This is a genomic window from Kribbella sp. NBC_00662 (assembly GCF_041430295.1).
Lineage (GTDB): Bacteria > Actinomycetota > Actinomycetes > Propionibacteriales > Kribbellaceae > Kribbella.
On the sequence record NZ_CP109029.1, the window covers coordinates 3867046 to 3889886 of the forward strand.

The following is a 22841-nucleotide window of genomic DNA, read 5'->3' on the forward strand; positions in this document are numbered from 1 at the left end:
CATGGTCACCACAGGCAAACCCCAGTCCATCCGCCGGCGCTGGTTGCGCCGGGCGTCCGCGGCCGCGACAGCCACCGCCGTCCTCGGTGTCGGCGCGACCGGGATCGCGGTCGCGGTCGCGTCGTCGAAGAACAGCGACAACACCGGTACGACGGCGACCCCGAGCAGCTCCGACGACTCGAGCACGAACAGCACCGGCTCCGGTGACAGCAACTCGAGCAGCGGGCTCGGCTCGTCCAGCTCCGGCTCGACCTCGCAAGGTGGGAGCAACGGATCATGACCGCCTCCCGGACCTGGACCGCGTGGAGTTGTACGGTCCGGCTGACCGTCGACGACCCCGCCGTACTGGGCGCGGCCTGTGGTGAGCTCAAGACGCTGATGGACCGGGTCGACAAGGCCGCCAGCCGCTTCCGGCCGGACTCGGAGCTGTCGGCCGTGAACAGTCGCGCCGGTGCACTCGTACCGGTGTCCCGTCTGCTCGTCGATCTCGTCGACGTCAGCCTGGTCGCGGCCCAGATGAGCGGCGGCGCCGTCGACCCGACCGTCGGCCCGGCGGTGATCGCGGCCGGGTACGACGCCGACATCGAGACCGTACGGCGTCGCTTCCCGCAGCCACTTGATGGCCCGAAGCCGGTCGTGGGCTGGCAGGAGGTCCGCCTCAATCGCAAGCTCGCCCTGCTCGGCGTACCGACGGACTGCGCTCTCGACCTTGGTGCGACTGCCAAGGCCTGGACCGCCGACCGTGCCGCGAACGTCATCAGCAAGCGCTACGGCTGTGCCGTGCTCGTAGAGATCGGCGGTGACCTCCGAGCCGCTGGTACGCCGACCAAGCCGTGGGTAATAACTGTCGCCGAGCGCGCCGGCGAGAAGGGCGTCCTCGTCACGCTGGCCCATGGCGGACTGACTACGTCGACCCGCACGGTACGGCGTTGGCAGACCCCGACCGGCTACGCGCATCACGTCATCGACCCGCGCACCGGACTGCCCGCGGAAGGTCAGTACCGGACCGCGTCCGTCTGGGCTCCGACCGCAGTACGTGCCAACACCTTCAGTACTGCGCTTGTCGCCACCGGGGACGCCGCGCTCGGTCGACTGAAGCTGGCCGGTCACCCGGCCAGGCTGGTGGCCGAGGACGGTGAGGTCACCGAACTGTCGGGCTGGCCGGCAGCAAGCAGGGCTGCCTGATGACACTGTGGTACCTGGCCCGCGCCGCCGGCGTGGTCGCGATGGTGATGTTCACGCTGTCGGCCGCACTCGGCATGGTCATGCCGAACGTCCGCCGGCCGGAACGCCGGTTCTGGCTGCAATACGTGCACCGCTCCGCCGCGGTGACCGGACTGGTCCTGCTGACGACGCATGTCGTCTCAGTCATCGCCGACAGCTACGTGGCGATCAGCCCAACCGTTCTGGTGTGGCCGTTCGCCTCCGGCTATCGACCGTTCGCGATGGCGGTCGGCGTCCTGGCGCTTTACAGCCTGGTACTGGCGTCACTCGTCGGAGCGTCCCGTGGCCGGTTGGCTGCGTCCGCGACGTTCACGAAGTACTGGCGGAAGCTCCACATCGCGGCGTCGGCCGGCTGGCTGCTGTCCATCGGACACGCATTGCTGGCCGGCACGGACCGCAGTACGCCGTGGATGCTGGCGATCACGATCGGCTGCCTGGCCGTGGTTGCGACTGCGGGCGTGTACCGACTGAACGCCGCCCCGAAGGTCAGCAGTGCCTGGAGGACCCAATGATCCGGGTCATCGGTGAGGCCAGAGTCCTCGCGGGACTCGACCAGGGCCGCCTGGATCTGCAGCGTCATCTGCTGACTCATGGCAGCTTGCCCGTGCTCACCCGCGACGACTACACACGGCTGTCTGAAGCAGTGGGACTCAGAGGACGTGGTGGAGCAGCGTTCCCGGTCGCACTGAAGCTGCAGGACCTCCCAGCTCGCGGAGTGGAGGCCGTCGTGGTCAACGGCTCGGAGAGCGAGCCGGTCAGCCGCAAGGACCGCCTGCTCCTGACGCAATCACCGCACCTCGTCCTGGACGGCGCGGTCGGTCTGGCGCACGCACTGGGTGCTCCGCACGTACTGATCGCCGTACATGACGCAAGAGCAGTCACCTCGGTTCGTGAGGCGCTGATGGAGCGTGACGATCGGCTCGCGATCGAAGTACAGGAGACTCCGGGGCGGTTCGTCGCGGGGGAGGCCCGTGCGGTGCTGAGCGCGCTCGAGGGAGGTACGGCGGTGCCGCCTGGTCGGAGAGTGCTGCCGACGCGGAAGGGGTATCACCGGCGTCCGACGTTCCTCTCGAACGTCGAGACGTTCGCCCAGCTCGCCGTACTGGCGCGACTCGGGTCCCGCGGATTCAGCAGCACCGGTCTGATCAGTGAGCCCGGTACTCAGCTGCTGACGATCGACGGCGCCGTACGGCGGCCCGGAGTGATCGAGACACCGACCGGTGTCCCGCTCGACACCGTCCTGCAGTACGCCGGCGCGCAAGCCGGACCGGTACTACTTGGCGGCTATCACGGCCGCTGGCTGCCGCAGACCGAAGGCGTGACGTTGCAGCGGCCGGAGGCGTCCGCCGGGATCATCCTGGCGCTCGGGTCCGACACCTGCCCGCTCGGTGAGATCACTCGTGTCACCCAGTGGCTGTCCAGTCAATCAGCCGGGCAGTGCGGGCCCTGTGTCTTCGGCCTCGCCGCTCTGGTCGACGACTTCGCCAGGCTGACGATCGGCGATCCGCAGGGGTGGCATGACGCCCACCGCCACCTCGGACTGGTTCCGGGGCGAGGAGCCTGCGCGCACCCGGACGGTACTGCGAGATTCCTCACGTCCGCGCTCGAGGTGTTCGACGACGACGTACAGCATCACCTCTCCGGACAGGGGTGCGGCCGACCGGTTCTGGGAGTCCTGGGAGGTACCCGATGAACAAGCTCGAGATCGACTGGACCAGGTGCGACGGGCACGGTCTCTGCGCAGGTCTGGCGCCGGACGACATCCTGCTCGACGAGTGGGGATTCCCGGTGCTGCGCGGCCGCGAAATCACCGCCGGTGAACTGCCGGATGCACGCCGCGCAGTCCTCGCCTGTCCCGCTCTCGCACTGCGCCTTGCCAACGAGGTCGGACCGGGCGGCTCCACGCCGTAGCGAGCAGGTGACAGGCCCGTCCCGACACCACACCAGTGACAAAGGTGGACTAATCTCTGAGTGACCGCACAATGTCGTGCGGTCCGGCGGGAACGACGCCGACGTGACGTGTGGAGACGGTGGGGAATGCAGAGCAAGCTGGACGTCCAGAAGGCAGATGTGCTCGCCAAGGCGGTGGCCGCGGGCACCCATGGGCACGACAAACTCGTCGACCCGGGCAAGCTGAGGACGTTCCTCGACCAGTACTACCGGCACGTCGCCGCCGAGGACGTCGCCGAGCGCCAGCCGAACGACTGCCTGGGCGCCGCGCGGCACCACTACAAGTCCGCGATGAGCCGCCCGCAGGGTACGGCGAAGGTGCACGTCTTCACCCCGACCGTCGACGAGCACGGCTGGTCCGCGAGCGGGCGGACCGTGGTCGAGATCGTCATCGACGACATGCCGTTCCTGGTCGACAGCGCCTCGATGGCGATCACCGAGCACAACCTCGAGCTCCAGCTGCTGATCCACCCGCAGTTCGTCGTACGCCGTGATGTCGCCGGCACGCTGCAGGAGGTCCTGGACGACAGCGCGGCCGCGGACGGGCACGACCTGGTCCGCGAGAGCTGGATGCACCTGGAGATCGAGCGGATCGCGGACGTCGCCGAGCACCGCGAGCTCGAGCAGGCACTGCAGAAGGTGCTGAACGATGTCCGCGAGGCGGTCGAGGACTGGCCGAAGATGCACGAGAAGGCGGTCAGCATCGCCGCCGGTCTGAAGGCCGACGAGCTGCCGGTCTCCGAGAGTGAGGTGGAGGAGGCCCGCGAGCTGCTGGAGTGGCTGGCCGACGAGCACTTCACCTTCCTCGGCTACCGCGAGTACGACTTCACCATGGAGGGTCGGCAGGGCATCCTGCGCGGCCGTCCCGGGACTGGCCTGGGCATCCTCCGGCCGGACCCCAAGCCGGGCTCCGGCAAGCTGCCGCCGGAGGTGAGTGCCAAGGCGCAGGAGCGGAAGCTGCTGATCCTGACCAAGGCGAACTCGCGCTCCACCGTGCACCGGTCGACCTACCTCGACTACGTCGGCATCAAGCAGTTCGACAAGAACGGCGAGCCGGTCCGTGAGTGCCGGTTCATCGGCCTGCTCTCGTCGACGGCGTACACCGAGAGCGTCATGCAGGTGCCCGTACTGCGGCGCAAGGCGCTGGAGTTGTTCCGCCTGACCGGCTTCGACCCGAACAGCCACAGCGGCAAGGGCCTGCTGGACGTACTGGAGACGTACCCGCGCGACGAGCTGCTGCAGGCCCCGGTGGAGGACCTGCTGCCGATCGTCCAGTCGGTGCTGCACCTGCAGGAGCGGCGCGCGGTCAAGCTGTTCGTACGGCGTGACGTCTACAACCGCTACCTGTCCTGCCTGGTGTACCTGCCGCGTGACCGCTACACCACTGCGGTCCGGCTGAAGATGCAGCAGATCCTCAAGGACGCGATCGGCGCCGAGACCGTCACATATGCCGCGTATGTCACCGAGTCGGTGCTGGCCCGCGTGCACTTCGTGGTCCGGATGAAGCAGGGCGAGACGGTCGGGGAGTACGACGCGGACCTGCTCGAGCAGCAGGTGATCGACGCGACCCGGGCGTGGGCCGACGACTTCACCGCCGCGCTGCACGCGCAGGGCGGCGACGGTGCGGTCACCAAGCTGTCCCGCCGGTACGCGCAGGCGTTCCCGGAGGCGTACAAGGAGGACTTCGACGCGCGCGTAGCGGTCAACGACGTCCACGTCCTGGAGAGCCTGCCGGCCGAGGACGGGCTGGCCATGTCGCTGTACAGCCCGATCGAGGAGGAGTGGGAAGGCGAGCGCCGCTTCAAGGTCTTCCGGCGAGGTACGGCGTTGTCACTGTCGCAGGTGCTACCGCACCTGAGCGCCATGGGCGTCGAGGTGATCGACGAGCGGCCGTACGAGATCCGCTGCGAAGACGGCACGATGGCCTACATCTACGACTTCGGCCTCAAGGTGCCCGAGGACACCCAGGAGCGCGAGGAGCTGCGGAGGCTGTTCTCCGACACGTTCCAGGCGGTCTGGGAGGGCCGGGCCGAGTCCGACAAGCTGAACGCGCTGGTGCTGCGCGGTAACCTCAGCTGGCGGCAGGTGTCGATCCTGCGCGCGTACCAGCGCTACATCCGCCAGGGCGGTACGCCGTTCAGCCAGGACTACATCCAGAACACCTTCCTGAACCATGTGGACGTCGCGGGTCTGCTGGTGCAGCTGTTCGAGACCAGCTTCGACCCGGCGCGCGGTCCGGCCGACGACCCGGACCGGATCATGCGGGTGGACCAGCTGGAGAAGGAGATCCTGGCCACGCTGGACACCGTGCAGAGCCTGGACGAGGACCGGATCCTGCGGTCGTACCTGACCGTGATGAAGGCGACGCTCCGGACCAACTACTTCCAGCCGGGTCCCGACGGGCAACAGCGGTCGTACCTGTCGCTCAAGCTGGAGCCGAAGGCGATCCCGGACCTGCCGCAGCCGCGGCCGGCGTACGAGATCTTCGTGTACTCGCCGCAGGTCGAAGGTGTGCACCTGCGGTTCGGCGCGGTCGCCCGCGGCGGTCTGCGCTGGTCGGACCGGCGCGAGGACTTCCGCACTGAGGTGCTCGGCCTGGTCAAGGCGCAGATGGTGAAGAACTCGGTGATCGTGCCGGTCGGCGCGAAGGGCGGGTTCTACGCCAAGCAGCTGCCGGACCCGTCCGTCGACCGGGACGCGTGGCTGGCCGAGGGCATCGCGTCGTACAAGACCTTCATCTCCGGGCTGCTGGACATCACCGACAACATCGTTGCCGGTGACATCGTTCCGCCGCGCGACGTGGTCCGGTACGACGGTGACGACGCCTACCTGGTCGTTGCCGCGGACAAGGGCACCGCGACGTTCTCGGACATCGCGAACGGGGTCGCGAAGGAGTACGGGTTCTGGCTGGGCGACGCGTTCGCGTCCGGCGGCTCGGTCGGGTACGACCACAAGGCGATGGGTATCACCGCGCGCGGCGCGTGGGAGTCGGTCAAGCGGCACTTCCGCGAGATGGGTCACGACTGCCAGACCGAGGACTTCACCGTCGTCGGCGTCGGCGACATGTCCGGTGACGTGTTCGGCAACGGGATGCTGCTGTCCGAGCACATCCGGCTGGTCGCGGCCTTCGACCACCGGCACATCTTCCTCGACCCCGCGCCCGACGCGGCCTCGTCGTTCGTCGAGCGGCGGCGGCTGTTCGACCTGCCGCGGTCGTCGTGGGCCGACTACGACGCGTCGCTGATCTCGGCCGGCGGCGGCGTGTTCCCGCGCACCGACAAGGCGATCCCGATCTCGGCGGAGGTCCGCGACGTCCTCGGGATCGACGCCGGGGTGACGAAGCTGACCCCGGCCGAGCTGATGAACGCGATCCTCAAGGCGCCGGTCGACCTGTTCTGGAACGGCGGTATCGGCACGTACGTGAAATCGTCGGGCGAGTCGAACGCCGACGTCGGCGACAAGGCCAACGACGCGATCCGGATCAACGGCTCCGACCTGCGCGCCCGCGCGGTCGGCGAAGGCGGCAACCTCGGCTTCACCCAGCTCGGCCGGATCGAGTACGCCGCGGCCGGCGGCCGGATCAACACCGACTTCATCGACAACGTGGCCGGCGTGGACACCTCCGACCACGAGGTCAACATCAAGATCCTGCTCGACAAGGTCGTTGCCGACGGCGACCTGACCGAGAAGCAGCGCAACGACATCATCGCCTCGATGACCGACGAGGTCGGCGCGCTGGTGCTGAAGAGCAACTACCGGCAGAACATCGCGCTCGCCAACGCCGGCGCGCAGGCCGCGGCGCTGATGCATGTGCACCAGGACTGGGTCCGCCGGCTGGAGCGTCAGGGCCTGCTCGACCGGGAGCTGGAGTTCCTGCCGAGCGTGACCGAGTTCAAGCGGCGCAAGGCCGAGGGCCGCGGGCTGACCTCGCCGGAGCTGTCGGTGCTGATCGCGTACACCAAGATCGTGATGGAAGCCGAGCTGCTCAAGACGACGCTGCCGGACGACCCGTTCCTGAAGCACAAGCTCGCCAGCTACTTCCCGAAGGCGATCCAGGAGCGGTTCGGCGACCAGATCCAGAGCCACCAGCTGCGGCGCGAGATCATCACCACGCAGGTCGTCAACGAGTTCGTGAACACGTCCGGCATCACGGCGTACCACCGGCTCTCGCTGGAGACCGGCGGGACGGTCGAGGACGTCGTCCGGGCGAACCTCGCGGCCAGCCGGATCTTCTCGCAGCCCGAGCTGCTGTCGCGCAACTCCGAGCTGGACAACATCGTCGCCGCCGAGACCCAGACGCACATGCGGCTGGAGACCCGGACGCTGGTCGAGCGCGCGACGCGCTGGCTGGTCAGCAACCGGCGGCCTCCGGTCGACATCGAGGAGCTGATCGAGTTCTTCGGACCGGGGATCGCGAAGCTGACCGCGGCGTTGCCCGACGTACTGCGGGGTCGTGAGCTGGCTCTGTTCGAGCAGCGCCGGGAAAGCCTGGTGCAGAAGGGCGTTGCGGACGACTTCGCGACCCGGATCGCGGTGCTGCCGCCGGCGTACGCCGGACTCGGCATCGTCGAGACCGCGTCGCGCGACGACATCGACATCCTCGAGGTCGCCAAGGTCCACTTCGCGCTGGGCGAGCGGCTGCAACTCGGCCGCTTCCTCGAGCGGATCATCGGCCTGCCGCGGACCGACCGCTGGCAGACGATGGCCCGCGCCGCCCTTCGCGACGACCTGCACGCGGTCCACTCCCGCCTGACCCGCCAGGTGCTGGCCACCACCGACGCCTCGGCCGACCCCGAGGACCGGGTCATCACCTGGCAGGACCAGAACGCGGTCGCCCTGTCGCGCGCCTCCTCGATGCTCGAGGAGATCGTCGAGACCGACGGCCCGGAACTCGCCCAGCTCTCGGTCGGCCTCCGGCTCGTCCGGACGCTGATCGCCAACCAGGGGTAGGTCAGCGCTCGGAGACCACCACGTCGACGGAGTAGTGGTCGGCGCGGTAGCAGTGGTTGCCGTACTCGACGGGAGAGCCGTCGGCGGCGTACGCGGAGCGGGTCATCGTGACCAGGGGCTCGGCCTTGGACATGTGCAGGGTGCGGCGTTCGTCGGCGGTCGCGTTGCGGGCGCCGATGCGCTGCCGCGCGACCGTCGGGCGGATGCCACGGGCGCGGAGCACGGCGTACAGGCCTTCGTGGTTGAGTTGTTCGAGGGTCAGGTCATTGAGGGCCGGAGGCAACCAGTTGCGCATGATCGCCAGCGGTACGTCGTCGGCGTAGCGGAGCCGGACGATCGAGACCAGCGGCGTACCCGCCGGGAGTTCGAGGATGGTGGCGGCGCGGTCGTCCTGTGCCTCGCAGTCGAGTGACAGGACCTCGGTGCGCGGCGCGCGGCCCTCGCGCTCGAGGTCGTCGTACAGGCTGGTCAGCTCGGCCTTGCGGTGCACCATCTGGCTGGCGACCGTGGTGCCGATGCCGCGACGGCGGACCAGCAGGCCCTGGTTGACCAGCTCCGCGATCGCCCGGCGCACGGTCGGCCGGGACAGGCCGAGCCGGTCCGACATCGCGATCTCGTTCTCGAACGGGTCGCCCGGGCGGAGCGAGCCGTCGGTGATCGCGGACGTCAGTTGCTCGGCCAGCTGGTGGTAGAGCGGCACCGGACTGGCCCGATCGATACTGACCGGGAGAGCGACCATGGCCGGATGTTACATGACCGAGGTATGTATGTCTTGATGTGAAAATGTGTTTACAAAGGCTTGACTCCGGTGGCGCCTCCCGGAAAGCTGACGGGGGCGTGCTGGGCGAGCAGAGAGGTGACCGGGATGCGGATCGGGTTGGTCGGGGTCGGGCGGATCGGGGCGTTCCACGCCGCGACGCTCAAGGAGTTGCCGGCGGTGGATCAGGTGGTCGTCGCCGACGCGGACCCCGGCCGGGCGGAGCTCGTCGCGAAGGATCTCGGTCTCGAGTTCGCGCCGGACGTGGACATGCTGCTGGCGAGCCGTCCGGACGGCTTCGTGATCGCGGCGGCGACGGCGGCGCACGCGGACCTGATCGCGGCGGGGGTAGCGGCCGGCATCCCGACGTTCTGCGAGAAGCCGGTGGCGCTCGACCTGGCCGAGACCAAGCGCGTAGTCGAGCTGGTCGAGGGGGCCGGCGTACCGGTGCACATCGGTTTCCAGCGCCGGTTCGACCGCGGGTACCAGACGGTCGCGGCGCAGGTGCGGTCCGGGGAGCTCGGCTTCGTCCACCACATCCGGGCGAACACGAACGACGCGTTCCCGCCGCCGGCTGAGTACATCCGGACGAGCGGCGGGTTCTTCCGCGACTGCACCGTGCACGACTTCGACATCATCCGGTACGTCACCGGACGCGAGGTGGTCAGCGCCTTCGCGACCGGCGCCAACCGCGGCGAGTCGTTCTTCGGCGAGTACGGCGACGTGGACGCGGCGGCTGCGCTGCTCACGCTCGACGACGGCACGTTCGTCGCGGTCAGCGGCACGCGCTACAACGCGGCCGGGCACGACGTACGGATGGAGGTGCTCGGCAGCCTGGGTTCGGTCGCGGTCGGGCTCGACGAGCACACCGCGTTGCGTTCGGCCGAGGAGGGTGTGACGTTCCCGAGCGGTCCGCCGCACGCGACGTTCATGGATCGCTTCCGGCCGGCGTACATCGCTGAACTTTCGGCCTTCACGGAGGTCGTGGCGGGCCGGCGAGAGGTGCCGTGCACGGTCCGGGACGCGTATCAGGCCTTCCGTATTGCCGACGCGTGTGAACTGTCGCGCCGGGAGAATCGCGTTGTGCCGTTGGACGAGATCGCATGAGTGAAGGAGAGCGGCCGATGACTGACTTGGTGCACCGGATCGCGGGAGCGCCGATCTCCTGGGGGGTGTGCGAGGTCCCCGGGTGGGGCTGGCAGTACGACCCGCAGACCGTGCTGGCCGAGATGCGGGAGGTCGGCCTGGCGGCGACCGAGTTCGGTCCGGACGGGTTTCTTCCGGACGATCCGGCCGAGAAGGCGAAAACCCTGGCAGATGTGGGTCTTCGAGCGGTCGGCGGGTTCGTGCCGGTCGTGCTGCACGATCCGTCGTACGACCCGTCGCCCGCGGTTGCCGCGGCACTCGAGGGCTTCGTTGCCGCGGGTGCGACCACGCTGGTGCTCGCAGCCGCGACCGGGCGGGACGGGTACGACGATCGTCCGGTGCTCGACGAGGCCGGCTGGAGCACGCTGCTCGGCAACCTGGACAAGCTGGCCATGCTCGCGGCGGCGAGTGGGGTGCTCGCGACGATCCACCCGCACGTCGGGACGATGGTCGAGAACGCCGCTGATGTCGAGCACGTGCTGAGCGGCTCGTCGATCGGGCTCACGCTCGACACCGGTCACCTGCTGATCGGCGGGGTCGACCCGGTCGCGCTCGTGGTCGAGCACACGGATCGTGTGCGGCACACACACTTGAAGGACGTCGACGCGACGTGGGCTGCGCGGGTCCAGGCGGGCTCGGTCAGCTACACGGACGCCGTACGGCAGGGGATGTATCGCCCGTTGGGTGCGGGCGACATCGACATCGCGACGATCGTGGGGACGCTCGAGCGGGCCGGGTACGACGGTTGGTACGTGCTCGAGCAGGACACGATCCTCCCGGAGCGACCGACCGACGAGGGACCGGTGGTCGACGTACGGGCGAGCATCGCGCATCTGCGTGAGATTGCGGGTCGGGGCTGATGGTGGACGACGTACTGACGATCGGGCGGATCGGCGTCGATCTCTATCCGCTGCAGGCCGGGACGCATCTCGAGGACGTGGAGTCGTTCGGGAAGTTCCTCGGCGGCAGCGCGACGAACGTGGCGGTCGCGGCGGCGCGGCACGGGCGGAAGTCGGCGGTGATCAGCCGGACCGGGAACGATCCGTTCGGTACGTTCATCCATCGCACGCTGGGTGAGCTCGGGGTCGACGACCGGTTCGTCTCGCCGGTGGACGGGTTGCCGACGCCGATCACGTTCTGCGAGATCTTCCCGCCGGACAACTTCCCGCTGTACTTCTACCGGTTCCCGAAGGCGCCGGACCTGGTGATCAACCCGTCGGAGCTCGACCTCGACGCGATCCGGGAGGCGCGGATCTACTGGTCGACGGTGACCGGGTTGTCTGCGGAGCCGTCGCGGTCGGCGCACTTCGCGGCGTGGGAGGCGCGCGGGCGGCGGCCGATCACGGTGCTGGATCTGGACTACCGGCCGATGTTCTGGGCGGATCCGAGCGAGGCGCACGAGCAGGTGTCGCGGGCGCTGGAGTACTGCACGGTTGCTGTGGGCAACCGTGAGGAGTGTGAGGTCGCCGTCGGGGAGACGGATCCGGACAAGGCGGCGCAGGCGCTGCTCGACCGGGGGCTGGAGCTTGCGGTGGTGAAGCAGGGGCCGCGCGGCACGCTGGCGCGTACCCGCGACGAGCGCGTCGAGGTCCCGCCGTACCCGGTCGAGGTGGTCAACGGGCTCGGGGCCGGTGACGGTTTCGGCGGTGCGCTCTGCCACGGGTTGCTGTCCGGCTGGCCGCTCGAGAAGATCATCCGCTTCGCCAACATCGCCGGCGCCATCGTCGCCTCCCGCCTCGAATGCTCCACCGCCATGCCGACGACCGAAGAAGTCCTCTCCAAACTGGGTGATCCTTCATGACCAGACGCGACCAGGACGACTACGACGAAACCGCCCGCGCCATCCCCATCCAACGCCCCACCGAAGAAACCATCTACGAACCAGGCCCCAACGACCCCACCATCACAACCCACCCGGGCGCCAACGACCCCACCATCACGGCCCACCCGGGTGCCGACGAGCCCACGGTCGCCTATCGGCCGGCCGCGAGTGATTCGCCGTTCGCGCCGCAGACGGGTGCGAACGACCCCACGGTTGTCGTGCAGCGCCCGGGCGCCGGGGCGAACGATCCGACGGTTCGTGCCGAGCGCCCGGGGCCAACCGTCCCCGCGCAGGGCGGGGCTCCGGCCTGGCAGGACGAGGCGACAGTCATCGCCCAGCCGTCAGACACACCAGGCGCGCCGGGCACGGGCGCCTCGGGTAGCCCGGGCGGTTCGGTGGGAGCGGCACATTCGGGGCCTGGGTCGGATGATCCGACGGTAGAGCGACCCATGCAGCAGCCGGTGCAGCAGTCCGGCGTGGAGCAGTCCGTGCAGCAGTTCGCGGGGGAGTCCGGCGTACAGCAGCCCGTCCAGCAGTTCGCGGGGGAGTCCGGCGTACAGCAGTCCGCGCAGCAGCCCGTGGGGCAGGCTGGTGGGCGGCAGGTGTGGGGGGATGGGCAGACTACGGTGATTGGGGGTATGGAGCTGCCTGTTGAGCAGTCGGGGCTGCAGCGGTGGCGGGGGTATGGGGATCGGTTGGCGGAGTTGACCGAGATTCGGGTGCGGCATCCGGAGCGGTTGGCTGAGGCTTGGCAGGGGCGGCGGACCCGGGCGTTGGTGGGGGAGGACGGGCGGCTGCTGATTGTTGCCGCCGACCACCCGGCGCGTGGGGCGCTCGGGGTCAGGGGAGATCGGATGGCGATGGCCAGCCGGCCGGACCTGATCGCCCGGCTGATGACCGCCCTGGAGCGCCCCGGCGTCGACGGCGTGCTCGCGACCCCGGACATCCTCGAAGACCTCTTGCTCCTCGGAGCGCTAGAAGGCAAGGTCGTCATCGGCTCGATGAACCGCGGCGGCCTGCAAGGCGCAGCGTTCGAGGTCGACGACCGCTTCACCGCCTACCGAACCGCCGACGAGATCGCCGCCCGCCGGCTCGACGGCGGCAAGATGCTGACCCGTATCGACCTCAACGACCCGGGCACCGTGGCCACGCTCGAGTCCAGCGCCGCCGCCGTCACCGGCCTGGCCGAGCACAAACTGATGGCGATGGTCGAACCCTTCTGGTCGACCCGCGCCGAGGACGGCCGGGTGACGAACCTGCTCGACCCGGACTCGGTGATCAAGTCGATCCACATCGCCTCCGCCCTCGGCGCGACCAGCGCGTACACCTGGCTCAAACTCCCGGTCGTCGACGAACTGGATCGGGTGATGGAGGCAACGACCCTCCCGACCCTCCTGCTCGGCGGCGACCCGACCGTCGCCCCGGAGGCGACGTACGCCTCGTGGGGCAAGGCGCTCAGCCTGCCCTCGGTCCGCGGCCTCGTCGTCGGCCGGGCGCTGCTGTTCCCACCCGACGGCGACGTCGCCGCAGCCGTCGACCACGCCGCAATGCTCGTCCACGGAGGTGCCGCATGACCGAGTGGTTCCGACCCGCGGGGTCGACCGCGCACGAGGGCTTCGAGCTGATGGTCCGCCCGGGCGAGCCCGACTGGCATCACACCGGCCTCTCGATCCGCACACTGCTTCCGGGGCAGTCGGTGGAGATCGACACCGGCGACTGCGAGTACGTCGTACTCCCGCTCAGTGGATCGGCCGAGGTCATCATCGACGGCGACTCGGTCCCACTCGGCGGGCGAGCGGACGTCTTCGCCGGCCCGACCGACCTCGCCTATGTCCCACGCAACACGACGTTCGCGGTCGTCAGCGCCGGTGGCGCCCGGATCGCGTTCCCGAACGCCAAGGCGGCGAAGGACCTGCCGTTCCAGCGGATCGCGGCCGACGACGTCGAGACCGAGCTGCGCGGCGCGGGCGTCGCCTCGCGGCAGGTCCGCAACTTCGGCGTACCGGGTGTGCTCGACGCCGACTCGATCATCGCCTGCGAGGTGATCACGCCGGCCGGCAACTGGTCGTCGTACCCGCCGCACAAGCACGACGAGCACAGGCCGGGGAAGGAGAGCGAGCTCGAGGAGATCTACTACTTCGAGCTGCAGCTGTCCGACGACGTACCGGAAGGTGTCAAGGGCAACGATCCGATCGGCTACCAGCGGGTCTACGGGACCGACGACCGGCCGATCGACGTGCTGGCCGAGGTGCGCAGCGGCGACCTGGTGCTCGTCCCGCACGGTTGGCACGGCCCGGCGATGGCGCCGCCCGGCTACGACATGTACTACCTGAACGTGATGGCCGGCCCCGGCACGGAGCGGCAATGGCTGATCACCGACGACCCGCAGCACGCCTGGGTCCGCGAGCTGTGGAACTCCCAGCACATCGATCCGCGCCTGCCTTTCGGACAAGGAGTAGCAGATTCATGACGGTCCGCCTCACGGTCGCCCAGGCCCTCGTACGCTTCCTGAGCGTCCAGTACTCCGAGCGGGACGGCGTCCGGCAGCGGGTGATCGCCGGCTGCCTGGGCATCTTCGGCCACGGTAACGTCGCCGGGCTCGGACAGGCGCTCCTGCAGTCCGAGCTCGAGGACCCGAAGGCGCTGCCCTACATCCTGGCCCGCAACGAGCAGGCCATGGTGCACACCGCGGCAGCCTTCGCGCGCACCACCAACCGCCTGCAGACCTACGCCTGTACGGCGAGCATCGGCCCCGGCTCGACCAACATGATCACCGGCGCTGCGCTGGCGACGGTGAACCGCCTGCCGGTCCTGCTGCTGCCGTCGGACACCTTCGTGACGCGAGTCGCGACACCCGTCCTGCAGGAGCTGGAGAACGTCGGCGCCGGCGACATCAGCGTGAACGACGCGTTCCGGCCGGTCTCGCGGTACTTCGATCGGGTCAGCCGCCCCGAGCAGCTCCCGTCCGCGCTGATGAACGCGATGCGAGTCCTCACCGACCCGGTCGAGACCGGCGCGGTCACCCTCGCGCTCCCGCAGGACGTCCAGGCGGAGGCGTTCGACTGGCCCGAGGAGCTGTTCGCCGAGCGCGAGTGGCACGTCGCCCGCCCGTTGCCCGAGACAACCATCCTCGACCGCGCAGCCGAGCTGATCCGCAACTCCCGCCGTCCCGTGATCGTCGCCGGCGGCGGCGTGGCGTACTCCGGGGCGAACGACGTACTCCGGACCTTCGCAGAAGCGACCGGGATCCCGGTCGGAGAATCCCAAGCAGGTAAGGGATCCCTGCCGTACGACCACCCGCAGTCCGTCGGCGCGATCGGCTCGACCGGTACGACGGCCGCCAATGCGATCGCCGCAACCGCGGACCTGGTGATCGGCATCGGGACCCGGTACGGCGACTTCACCACCGCGTCGCGGACCGCGTTCCAGAATCCCGGCGTACGGTTCGTGAACATCAACGTGGCCAGGTTCGACGGCGGCAAGCACGCCGGTCTGCCGGTCGTGGCCGACGCCCGCGAGGCGCTGACCGCCCTGACGGCGAAGCTCGACGGCTGGTCGGTCGACGACGGGTACCGCGACGAGACGCGCCGGCTCGCGCAGGAGTGGGACGCGATCGTCGAGCGGACCTACAACCCACCGGCCGAGGTGACCGAGAAGCTCGCGGAGGGCCTGCTCACCCAGGGCGAGGTGCTCGGACGGGTGAACGAGCTGTCCGACCCGCGCGACGTCGTCGTCTGCGCGGCCGGCTCGATGCCGGGAGACCTGCACAAGCTCTGGCGGACCCGGGACGGCAAGGGGTACCACGTCGAGTACGGCTACTCCTGCATGGGCTACGAGATCGCCGGCGGCATCGGCGTACGGCTGGGCGCACCCGATCGGGACGTGTTCGTGCTGGTCGGCGACGGGTCGTACCTGATGATGTCGAGCGAGCTGGCGACTGCGGTCCAGGAGAACCTCAAGATCATCGTGGTCCTGGTCCAGAACCACGGATTCGCTTCGATCGGTGCGCTCTCGGAATCGCTCGGCTCGCAACGGTTCGGCACGGCGTACCGCAAACGCACCGGCGACGGCCGCCTCGACGGCGACTACCTGCCGGTCGACCTGGCCGCGAACGTTCGCAGTTTCGGCGTCGAGGTGCTCGACGTGCACAGCCGCGCCGAGCTGGAGAAGGCGATCCAGACCGCGAAGGCCGCGACCGGACCGATCGCGATCCACGTCACCACCGATCCGCTGATCGGCGGCCCGGACAGCGAGTCCTGGTGGGACGTTCCGGTCAGCGAGGTGTCGACCCTCGAGTCGACCTCGGCGGCGCGGGCGGCGTACGAGGAGAGCAAGAAGGCCCAGCACCCGTACCTCGCTCCGGTCGAGGGGGACAGCTGATGGGCAGGATCAGCATCGGTACGGCGCCTGACTCGTGGGGAGTCTGGTTCGCCGACGATCCGAAGCAGACCCCGTGGACCCGGTTCCTCGACGAGGTCGTCGCGGCCGGGTACCAGCGGATCGAGCTCGGGCCGTACGGCTACCTGCCGATCGATCCCGTGCGCCTGAAGGACGAACTGGACAGCCGCGGTCTGACGATCACCGCCGGTACGACGTTCGAGCAGCTGCACCGTCCCGACGGTTGGGAGTCGACCTGGCGGGACGTCGTCAAGACAGCCGAGTTGACCGCCGCGATGGGCGCCAAGCACCTGGTCGTGATGCCGTCGATGTGGCGTGGTGACAACGGCGAGATCGTCGAGGAGCGTCTGGACCACGAGGGTCAGGCCAGGCACGGGCAGGCGGTGACCGAGCTGGGTCGTCGGCTGGCGGAGGAGTTCGGCCTGCAGACGCAGTACCACCCGCACGCGGACGGCCACATCGACACCCAGGACACGGTCGAGCGACTCCTCGAGGAGACCGACGCGGCCTACGTGAACCTGTGCCTGGACACGGGTCACATCAGCTACTGCGGCGGCGACAACCTGGAGCTGATCCGCAAGTACCCGGAGCGGATCGGCTACCTCCACCTCAAGCAGGTGGATCCGAAGATCCTGGCCGAGGTCGACGCCGAGGGCCTGAGCGTCGACGAGGCCGTACGGCGGGGCGTGATGTGCGAGCCGCCGAACGGCGTACCCGAGCTGCCGCCCGTGCTGGATGCGCTGGCCGAGCTCGACAACGACGTGTTCGCCATCGTCGAGCAGGACATGTACCCGTGCCCGCCCGACGTACCGCTGCCGATCGCCGAGCGGACGTTGGCATATCTCACCGCACTCGGGGGTGCCGTATCGAGCTGACGACCGGCGGAGTGTGACACTCTCTGGTCCCACGCAAGTCCGCGGACTCGCCGCGGTACATCTGAAAGGCTGGTCGAAGTCATGGTTCGGTGGCAGAAGAAGGCGGTGGCCGCGGTTGCCGCGGTCGCGCTCGCCGCGGCACTGGCGGCGTGCAGTTCGTCCGGGGGCAAGCAGTCGGAGCAGAGCTCCGGCGGCAGCGGCGGGAACGTCGCCGACACCCCGCGTATGAAGGTTGCCCTGATCACCCATTCGGGGGCCGGCGACACCTTCTGGGACATCGTCCGGCGCGGCGCCGAGGCGGCCGCGAAGAAGGACAACATCGAGCTGCAGTACTCCGCCGACCCGGACGGTGCCGCACAGGCCAACCTCGTGCAGACCGCGATCGACTCCAAGGTCGACGGTATCGCCGTGACGCTGAACAAGCCCGACGCGGTGATCCCGAACGTCAAGAAGGCGATCGCGGCCGGGATCCCGGTGACGATCCTGAACGGCGGCCTCGACCAGTGGAAGACCACCGGAGCGCTCGGGTACTTCGGGCAGGACGAGCGGATCGCCGGCCAGGCCACCGGTGAGAAGCTCAAGCAGCTCGGCGCCAAGAAGGTCCTCTGCGTCATCCACGAGCAGGGCAACGTCAGCCTCGAGGCGCGCTGCCAGGGCATCAAGGACAAGCTGCCGACCACCGAGAACGTCAACGTCAACGGCACCGACCAGCCGGGCACGCAGGCGACGCTGACCTCGAAGCTGCAGCAGGACAAGACCGCCGACTACGTCGTCGCGCTGAACGCCGGTATCGCACTGACCGCCGTACAGGCGGCGAAGGACGCGGGGTCGTCGGCCAAGATCGGCAGCTTCGACATGAGCAAGGAGATGGCCAAGGCGGTCGCGGATGGCACGGTGCAGTTCGCCGTCGACCAGCAGCCATACCTGCAGGGCTACCTGGCGATCGACGCGATCTGGCTCTACAAGACCAACGGCAACACCATCGGCGGTGGCGAGGCCACGCTGACCGGGCCGGCGTTCATCGACAAGTCCAACATCGCGGCGGTGCAGAAGTTCGCCGAAGCCGGGACCCGCTGAGGTAACGCCATGGCATCGACCATCACATCACCGGCTTCGGCCGACGACCGCGTCTCCGCGCGGTCCCTCGGGGCCCGGCTGCTCAGCCGGCCGGAGATCGGATCGCTGGTCGGCGCGGCCGTGATCCTGGTGTTCTTCCTGATCGCCGCGCCGCCGTTCCGCGAGATCAACAACACCGGCACGATCCTGTACCAGGCCGCGCTGATCGGCGTGATGGCGGTGCCGGTCTCACTGCTGATGATCGGCGGCGAGTTCGACCTGTCGGCGGGTGTCGCGGTGACGACATCCGGTCTGACGGCGGGTCTGTTCGCGTACCAGTTCAGCGTGAACGTCTGGGTCGGTGTGATCGTCGCGCTGGCGCTCTCGCTGGCGATCGGCACGTTCAACGGCTGGCTGCTGATGCGGACCGGACTGCCCAGCTTCCTGGTGACGCTGGGCACGTTCTTCATCCTGCAAGGGCTGAACATCGCCGTCACCCGGCTCGCCTCCGGCGCCGTCGCGTCGAACTCGATCAGCGACATGGACGGTTTCAGCGCGGCGAAGGCCCTGTTCGCCTCGGAGTTCAAGCTCGGCGGCGTGACCATCAAGATCATCGTCGTCTGGTGGATCGTGTTCGTCGCGATCGCGGCCTGGGTGCTGCTGAAGACCCAGATCGGCAACTGGATCTTCGCGGTCGGCGGCGACGCGGCGGCCGCGCGGGCGGTCGGCGTACCGGTCCGGAAGGTGAAGATCGGGCTGTTCATGACGGTCGGGTTCTTCGCCTGGTTCACCGGTATGCAGTTGCTGTTCGTGCAGAACGGCGTGGTGCAGTCGGGTGAGGGCGTCGGCAAGGAGTTCCTGTACATCATCGCGGCGGTCGTCGGCGGGTGCCTGCTCACCGGCGGCTACGGATCGGTGGTGGGCGGCGCGATCGGTGCGCTGATCTTCGGGATGGTCCAGCTCGGCGTGGTGTACGCCGGCTGGAACCCGGACTGGTTCAAGGCGTTCCTAGGCGTGATGTTGCTACTAGCAACCATTGTCAACCTCGTCGTCAAGAACAAGGCGGAGGCACGATGAGCACCACGGAGTCGTTCGCGGACGAGGCCTCGGCGAGCCCGAACAGCCCGATCGTGCTGCTCGAGGACGTCGGCAAGAGCTACGGGAACATCAACGCGCTCCGCGGGGTGTCGCTGTCGGTCCGGCAGGGCGAGATCACCTGTGTGCTCGGCGACAACGGTGCGGGGAAGTCGACGCTGATCAAGATCATCGCCGGACTGCACGACTACACGTCCGGCCGGATGTCGGTGAACGGCGAGGAGCGGCACTTCGGCTCGCCCCGCGAATCCCTCGACAGCGGCATCGCGACCGTCTACCAGGACCTCGCGCTGGCGCCGCTGATGTCGGTCTGGCGGAACTTCTTCCTCGGCAACGAGATCACCAAGGGCCCGTTCCGGCAGCTGGACTCGGCGAAGATGAAGCGGATCGCGCAGGAGGAGCTGACCAAGATGGGGATCTCGATCCCCGACCTGGAGCAGCCCGTCGGGAAGTTGTCCGGCGGTCAGCGGCAGTGTGTCGCGATCGCGCGGGCGATCCACTTCGGTGCGAAGGTGCTGATCCTCGACGAGCCGACCGCGGCGCTCGGCGTGAACCAGTCGGGCGTGGTGCTGAAGTACGTCGTGAAGGCGCGCGACGCCGGGATCGGGGTCATCTTCATCACCCACAACCCGCACCACGCCTACCTGGTCGGGAACCACTTCGTCGTACTGAAGCTGGGCCGCGTCGCGTTGGACACGCATCGGTCGGAGATCACGCTGGAGCAGCTGACGACCGAGATGGCGGGCGGGTCCGAGCTGGAGGCGCTGAGCCATGAACTGCGCAGCGTCAACCCCGAGTTGGTCGTGGAGAATGAATCGCAGCGGCAGGAGGACAGATGAGCGATCTGCGGGTCGGGATCGTCGGCGTGGGGGTGATGGGCGCCGACCATGCCGAGCGAATCGTGCGGAAGACGGCGGGAGCCCGCCTGGTCGCGGTGTCGGACGCCGATCTGGCCCGGGCCGAGGCACTGGCCGGCGCGCTGTCGGTCGGCTCGACGAGTCTGGCCGGGTCCGTGCGGGTGGTCGAGGACCCGCTCGACCTGATCGCGGCGGACGACGTCGACGCGGTGATCCTCGCGTCGCCGGGCTTCGCCCATGCCGAGCAGTTGTTCGCGTGCCTGGAGCACGGGAAGCCGGTGCTGTGCGAGAAGCCGTTGACGATGGACGCCGAGTCGGCCCTGCGGGTGGTCGAGGCCGAGCACAAGGTCGGCCGGCAGCTCATCCAGGTCGGGTTCATGCGCCGGTTCGACCCGGAGTACGCCGCTTTGAAACAGTTGCTCGATTCGGGTGAGCTGGGCCGGACGCTGGTGCTGCACAACGTGCACCGGAACAAGTCGGCCGCCCCGACGTTCCGGAGCGAGATGATCGTGCGGGACTCGATGGTCCACGAGGTCGATGTCGCGCGCTGGTTGTTCGACTCGGAGATCACCCGGATCACCGTGCGTACGCCGCAGCCGACGAGCCTCGTGGCGGACGGCGTACTCGATCCGCAGCTGGCGCTGTTCGAGCTCGCGAACGGCGCGATGGCCGACGTGGAGGTGTTCGTGAACTTCCAGGTCGGGTACGAGGTCCGGTGTGAGGCGGTGGCCGAGCGCGGGAGCGCGACGATCGGGCTGGGGTCGGGCGTGTTCACCCGGGCCGGCGGGCAGTGGGGCGGCGCGATGCCGGCCGACTTCCGGGTGCGGTTCGAGCAGGCGTACGACATCGAGGTGCAACGCTGGGTCGATGCCACCGTGCGCGGTGAGATCGACGGGCCGAGCGCCTGGGACGGGTACGCCGCAGCCGCCGTCTGCGAGGCGGCCCTCGAATCGCTCGGTTCTGGTAGACCGGTAGACGTCACGTTGGCCGACCGCAGCAAGGTCCTCGGATGAAACACCTTCAGCAATCCGGCAGTGAGGAAGCATCGTGAGTACTGAGATCAAGCGCATCACCCACCTCGTCGGCGGCAGCCCGTGGACCGGCGTGGCCGAGCGGACCAGCAAGGTCTACAACCCGGCGACCGGCCAGGTCACCGGTGAGTTGGACCTGGCGTCGGCGGCGACCGTCGACGAGGTCGTCAAGGTGGCTCACGAGACCTCCAAGGCATGGGCGCAGACGTCGCTCACCCGGCGCGCCCAGGTCCTGTTCGCGTACCGCGAGCTGGTGAACCGCGACAAGGAGCGGATCGCGCAGATCATCACCGCCGAACACGGCAAGGTGCTGTCGGACGCGCTCGGCGAGGTGACCCGCGGTCTCGAGGTGATCGAGTTCGCCTGCGGCATCCCGCACCTGCTCAAGGGCGGATTCAGCGAGGGCGTGTCGACCAAGGTCGACGTGTATTCGATCCGCCAGCCGCTCGGTGTCTGCGCGGTGATCTCGCCGTTCAACTTCCCGGCCATGGTGCCGATGTGGTTCGTCCCGATCGCTGTTGCCTGTGGCAACAGTGTGGTGATCAAACCGTCCGAGAAGGACCCGTCGGCGGCGAACGCGATGGCCGAGCTGTGGAAGGAGGCCGGTCTGCCGGACGGCGTGGTGAACGTCGTCCACGGCGACAAGGAGGCCGTCGACCGGCTGCTCGAGCACCCGGACATCAAGTCGGTCTCGTTCGTCGGCTCGACCCCGATCGCTCGCTATGTCTACGAGAACGGCACCAGGAACGGCAAGCGGGTGCAGGCCCTCGGCGGCGCGAAGAACCACATGATCGTGCTGCCGGACGCGGACCTCGACCTGGCTGCCGACGCGGCGGTGAACGCCGGCTTCGGTTCGGCCGGTGAGCGCTGTATGGCGATCTCCGCGCTGGTCGCGGTCGAGCCGATCGCGGACGAGCTGATCGGCAAGATCAAGGAGCGGATGGGCAAGCTGAAGACCGGCGACGGGACCCGCGGCTGCGACATGGGACCGCTCGTCACCGGTCCGCATCGCGACAAGGTCGCCGGGTACGTCGCAGCCGGTGTCGAGGAAGGCGCCGAGCTGGTCGTCGACGGGCGCGAGGGCGACTTCGACGGTGCGGCCGACGGTTTCTGGCTCGGCCCGACGCTGTTCGACAAGGTCACGCCGGAGATGTCGATCTACACCGACGAGATCTTCGGCCCGGTGCTGTCGGTCCTGCGGACGGCGTCGTACGACTCGGCGCTCGACCTGGTGAACTCGAACCCGTACGGCAACGGGACGGCGATCTTCACCAACGACGGCGGCGCGGCACGGCGGTTCCAGAACGAGGTCGAGGTCGGGATGGTCGGTATCAACGTGCCGATCCCGGTCCCGATGGCCTACTACTCGTTCGGCGGCTGGAAGAACTCGCTGTTCGGTGACACCCACGCGCACGGCACCGAGGGCGTGCACTTCTTCACCCGCGGCAAGGTCGTCACCTCGCGCTGGCTGGACCCGTCGCACGGCGGGATCAACCTCGGCTTCCCGACGCACGACTGAAAGGCGGGTTTTGGGTGTAGCGTCGAAGACGACCCCCGGGGCATGAGGAGTACCGCGGTGCAGGCAGGGCCGTCGGCCCGTCCGAGATCCGCGATCCTCGAGCCCCGGAGTGCGTCATGGCGAAGAACAAAGGCGGACGTGAGGTCCGCAAGCCCAAGCAA

19 protein-coding genes are annotated in these 22841 nt (G+C 68.8%); 18 read left to right on the forward strand and 1 reads right to left on the reverse strand.

What is annotated here, in order from left to right:
* The first annotated feature begins 1 nt into the window (after position 1).
* From OHA10_RS19460 to OHA10_RS19485, 6 genes are all read left to right on the forward strand, one after another.
* Positions 2-280, forward strand: coding sequence for a hypothetical protein (locus OHA10_RS19460; protein ID WP_371407652.1), 279 nt, complete (start codon positions 2-4; stop codon positions 278-280).
* Complete coding sequence (locus tag OHA10_RS19465) at positions 277-1185, forward strand: FAD:protein FMN transferase (protein WP_371407653.1); 909 nt, start codon at positions 277-279, stop codon at positions 1183-1185. The genes OHA10_RS19460 and OHA10_RS19465 overlap by 4 nt, the downstream gene beginning before the upstream one ends.
* Complete coding sequence (locus OHA10_RS19470; protein WP_371407654.1) at positions 1185-1736, forward strand: hypothetical protein; 552 nt, start codon at positions 1185-1187, stop codon at positions 1734-1736. Before OHA10_RS19465 ends, OHA10_RS19470 begins: the two co-directional genes overlap by 1 nt.
* Positions 1733-2917: an NADH-ubiquinone oxidoreductase-F iron-sulfur binding region domain-containing protein gene (locus OHA10_RS19475; RefSeq protein WP_371407655.1), complete on the forward strand. Its 1185-nt coding sequence runs from the start codon at positions 1733-1735 to the stop codon at positions 2915-2917. The genes OHA10_RS19470 and OHA10_RS19475 overlap by 4 nt, the downstream gene beginning before the upstream one ends.
* Entirely contained in the window at positions 2914-3135 is a 222-nt protein-coding gene (locus tag OHA10_RS19480; RefSeq protein WP_371407656.1) for a ferredoxin, read from the forward strand. The genes OHA10_RS19475 and OHA10_RS19480 overlap by 4 nt, the downstream gene beginning before the upstream one ends.
* A gap of 126 nt (positions 3136-3261) precedes the next feature.
* The gene (locus tag OHA10_RS19485; protein ID WP_371407657.1) at positions 3262-8124 is read left to right on the forward strand and encodes an NAD-glutamate dehydrogenase; all 4863 of its coding nucleotides are present in this window, start codon (positions 3262-3264) and stop codon (positions 8122-8124) included.
* 1 nt (position 8125) lies between these two features.
* Here the strand turns inward: OHA10_RS19485 and OHA10_RS19490 are convergent, their stop codons facing one another.
* Positions 8126-8863 carry a GntR family transcriptional regulator gene (locus tag OHA10_RS19490; protein ID WP_371407658.1) on the reverse strand — a complete coding sequence of 246 codons (738 nt, stop codon included), beginning with the start codon at positions 8861-8863 and terminating at the stop codon, positions 8126-8128.
* Between the two features lie 126 nt (positions 8864-8989).
* On the opposite strand from OHA10_RS19490, the gene OHA10_RS19495 reads away from it, so the two are divergent.
* The 12 genes from OHA10_RS19495 to OHA10_RS19550 all read left to right on the forward strand — a co-directional run bounded on the left by OHA10_RS19495 (position 8990) and on the right by OHA10_RS19550 (position 22680).
* A complete protein-coding gene (locus OHA10_RS19495; RefSeq protein ID WP_371407659.1) occupies positions 8990-9988 on the forward strand; it encodes a Gfo/Idh/MocA family oxidoreductase in 999 nt (332 codons plus the stop codon).
* Between the two features lie 17 nt (positions 9989-10005).
* Positions 10006-10887 (forward strand): sugar phosphate isomerase/epimerase family protein, encoded by an 882-nt coding sequence (locus OHA10_RS19500; RefSeq protein ID WP_371407660.1) that lies wholly within the window; start codon positions 10006-10008, stop codon positions 10885-10887.
* Positions 10887-11828, forward strand: coding sequence for a 5-dehydro-2-deoxygluconokinase (iolC, locus tag OHA10_RS19505; RefSeq protein ID WP_371407661.1), 942 nt, complete (start codon positions 10887-10889; stop codon positions 11826-11828). Before OHA10_RS19500 ends, iolC begins: the two co-directional genes overlap by 1 nt.
* Before the next feature lie 659 nt (positions 11829-12487).
* Positions 12488-13423 (forward strand): deoxyribose-phosphate aldolase, encoded by a 936-nt coding sequence (locus OHA10_RS19510; RefSeq protein ID WP_371407964.1) that lies wholly within the window; start codon positions 12488-12490, stop codon positions 13421-13423.
* Positions 13420-14319, forward strand: coding sequence for a 5-deoxy-glucuronate isomerase (gene iolB, locus OHA10_RS19515; RefSeq protein ID WP_371407662.1), 900 nt, complete (start codon positions 13420-13422; stop codon positions 14317-14319). The genes OHA10_RS19510 and iolB overlap by 4 nt, the downstream gene beginning before the upstream one ends.
* Positions 14316-16229 carry a 3D-(3,5/4)-trihydroxycyclohexane-1,2-dione acylhydrolase (decyclizing) gene (gene iolD / locus OHA10_RS19520; RefSeq protein ID WP_371407663.1) on the forward strand — a complete coding sequence of 638 codons (1914 nt, stop codon included), beginning with the start codon at positions 14316-14318 and terminating at the stop codon, positions 16227-16229. The genes iolB and iolD overlap by 4 nt, the downstream gene beginning before the upstream one ends.
* Entirely contained in the window at positions 16229-17122 is an 894-nt protein-coding gene (locus OHA10_RS19525; protein ID WP_371407664.1) for a sugar phosphate isomerase/epimerase family protein, read from the forward strand. Before iolD ends, OHA10_RS19525 begins: the two co-directional genes overlap by 1 nt.
* 81 nt (positions 17123-17203) lie before the next feature.
* Positions 17204-18199, forward strand: coding sequence for a sugar ABC transporter substrate-binding protein (locus OHA10_RS19530; RefSeq protein WP_371407665.1), 996 nt, complete (start codon positions 17204-17206; stop codon positions 18197-18199).
* Between the two features lie 9 nt (positions 18200-18208).
* A complete protein-coding gene (locus OHA10_RS19535; RefSeq protein WP_371407666.1) occupies positions 18209-19255 on the forward strand; it encodes an ABC transporter permease in 1047 nt (348 codons plus the stop codon).
* A complete protein-coding gene (locus OHA10_RS19540; RefSeq protein ID WP_371407667.1) occupies positions 19252-20112 on the forward strand; it encodes an ATP-binding cassette domain-containing protein in 861 nt (286 codons plus the stop codon). Before OHA10_RS19535 ends, OHA10_RS19540 begins: the two co-directional genes overlap by 4 nt.
* Entirely contained in the window at positions 20109-21143 is a 1035-nt protein-coding gene (locus OHA10_RS19545; protein ID WP_371407668.1) for a Gfo/Idh/MocA family protein, read from the forward strand. The genes OHA10_RS19540 and OHA10_RS19545 overlap by 4 nt, the downstream gene beginning before the upstream one ends.
* 34 nt (positions 21144-21177) lie before the next feature.
* Entirely contained in the window at positions 21178-22680 is a 1503-nt protein-coding gene (locus OHA10_RS19550; RefSeq protein ID WP_371407669.1) for a CoA-acylating methylmalonate-semialdehyde dehydrogenase, read from the forward strand.
* The last annotated feature ends 161 nt before the right edge of the window (positions 22681-22841 follow it).

Bases quoted from the DNA above. Each gene is read 5' to 3' on its own strand.
- OHA10_RS19460 (WP_371407652.1), top strand. From the start codon at position 2: ATGGTCACCACAGGCAAACCCCAGTCCATCCGCCGGCGCTGGTTGCGC.
- OHA10_RS19545 (WP_371407668.1), top strand. From the start codon at position 20,109: ATGAGCGATCTGCGGGTCGGGATCGTCGGCGTGGGGGTGATGGGCGCC.
- OHA10_RS19470 (WP_371407654.1), top strand. From the start codon at position 1,185: ATGACACTGTGGTACCTGGCCCGCGCCGCCGGCGTGGTCGCGATGGTG.
- OHA10_RS19510 (WP_371407964.1), top strand. From the start codon at position 12,488: ATGGAGCTGCCTGTTGAGCAGTCGGGGCTGCAGCGGTGGCGGGGGTAT.
- iolB (WP_371407662.1), top strand. From the start codon at position 13,420: ATGACCGAGTGGTTCCGACCCGCGGGGTCGACCGCGCACGAGGGCTTC.
- OHA10_RS19525 (WP_371407664.1), top strand. From the start codon at position 16,229: ATGGGCAGGATCAGCATCGGTACGGCGCCTGACTCGTGGGGAGTCTGG.
- OHA10_RS19485 (WP_371407657.1), top strand. From the start codon at position 3,262: ATGCAGAGCAAGCTGGACGTCCAGAAGGCAGATGTGCTCGCCAAGGCG.
- OHA10_RS19480 (WP_371407656.1), top strand. From the start codon at position 2,914: ATGAACAAGCTCGAGATCGACTGGACCAGGTGCGACGGGCACGGTCTC.
- OHA10_RS19535 (WP_371407666.1), top strand. From the start codon at position 18,209: ATGGCATCGACCATCACATCACCGGCTTCGGCCGACGACCGCGTCTCC.
- OHA10_RS19540 (WP_371407667.1), top strand. From the start codon at position 19,252: ATGAGCACCACGGAGTCGTTCGCGGACGAGGCCTCGGCGAGCCCGAAC.
- iolC (WP_371407661.1), top strand. From the start codon at position 10,887: ATGGTGGACGACGTACTGACGATCGGGCGGATCGGCGTCGATCTCTAT.
- OHA10_RS19490 (WP_371407658.1), bottom strand. From the start codon at position 8,863: ATGGTCGCTCTCCCGGTCAGTATCGATCGGGCCAGTCCGGTGCCGCTC.
- OHA10_RS19495 (WP_371407659.1), top strand. From the start codon at position 8,990: ATGCGGATCGGGTTGGTCGGGGTCGGGCGGATCGGGGCGTTCCACGCC.
- OHA10_RS19500 (WP_371407660.1), top strand. From the start codon at position 10,006: ATGACTGACTTGGTGCACCGGATCGCGGGAGCGCCGATCTCCTGGGGG.
- OHA10_RS19475 (WP_371407655.1), top strand. From the start codon at position 1,733: ATGATCCGGGTCATCGGTGAGGCCAGAGTCCTCGCGGGACTCGACCAG.
- OHA10_RS19530 (WP_371407665.1), top strand. From the start codon at position 17,204: ATGGTTCGGTGGCAGAAGAAGGCGGTGGCCGCGGTTGCCGCGGTCGCG.
- iolD (WP_371407663.1), top strand. From the start codon at position 14,316: ATGACGGTCCGCCTCACGGTCGCCCAGGCCCTCGTACGCTTCCTGAGC.
- OHA10_RS19465 (WP_371407653.1), top strand. From the start codon at position 277: ATGACCGCCTCCCGGACCTGGACCGCGTGGAGTTGTACGGTCCGGCTG.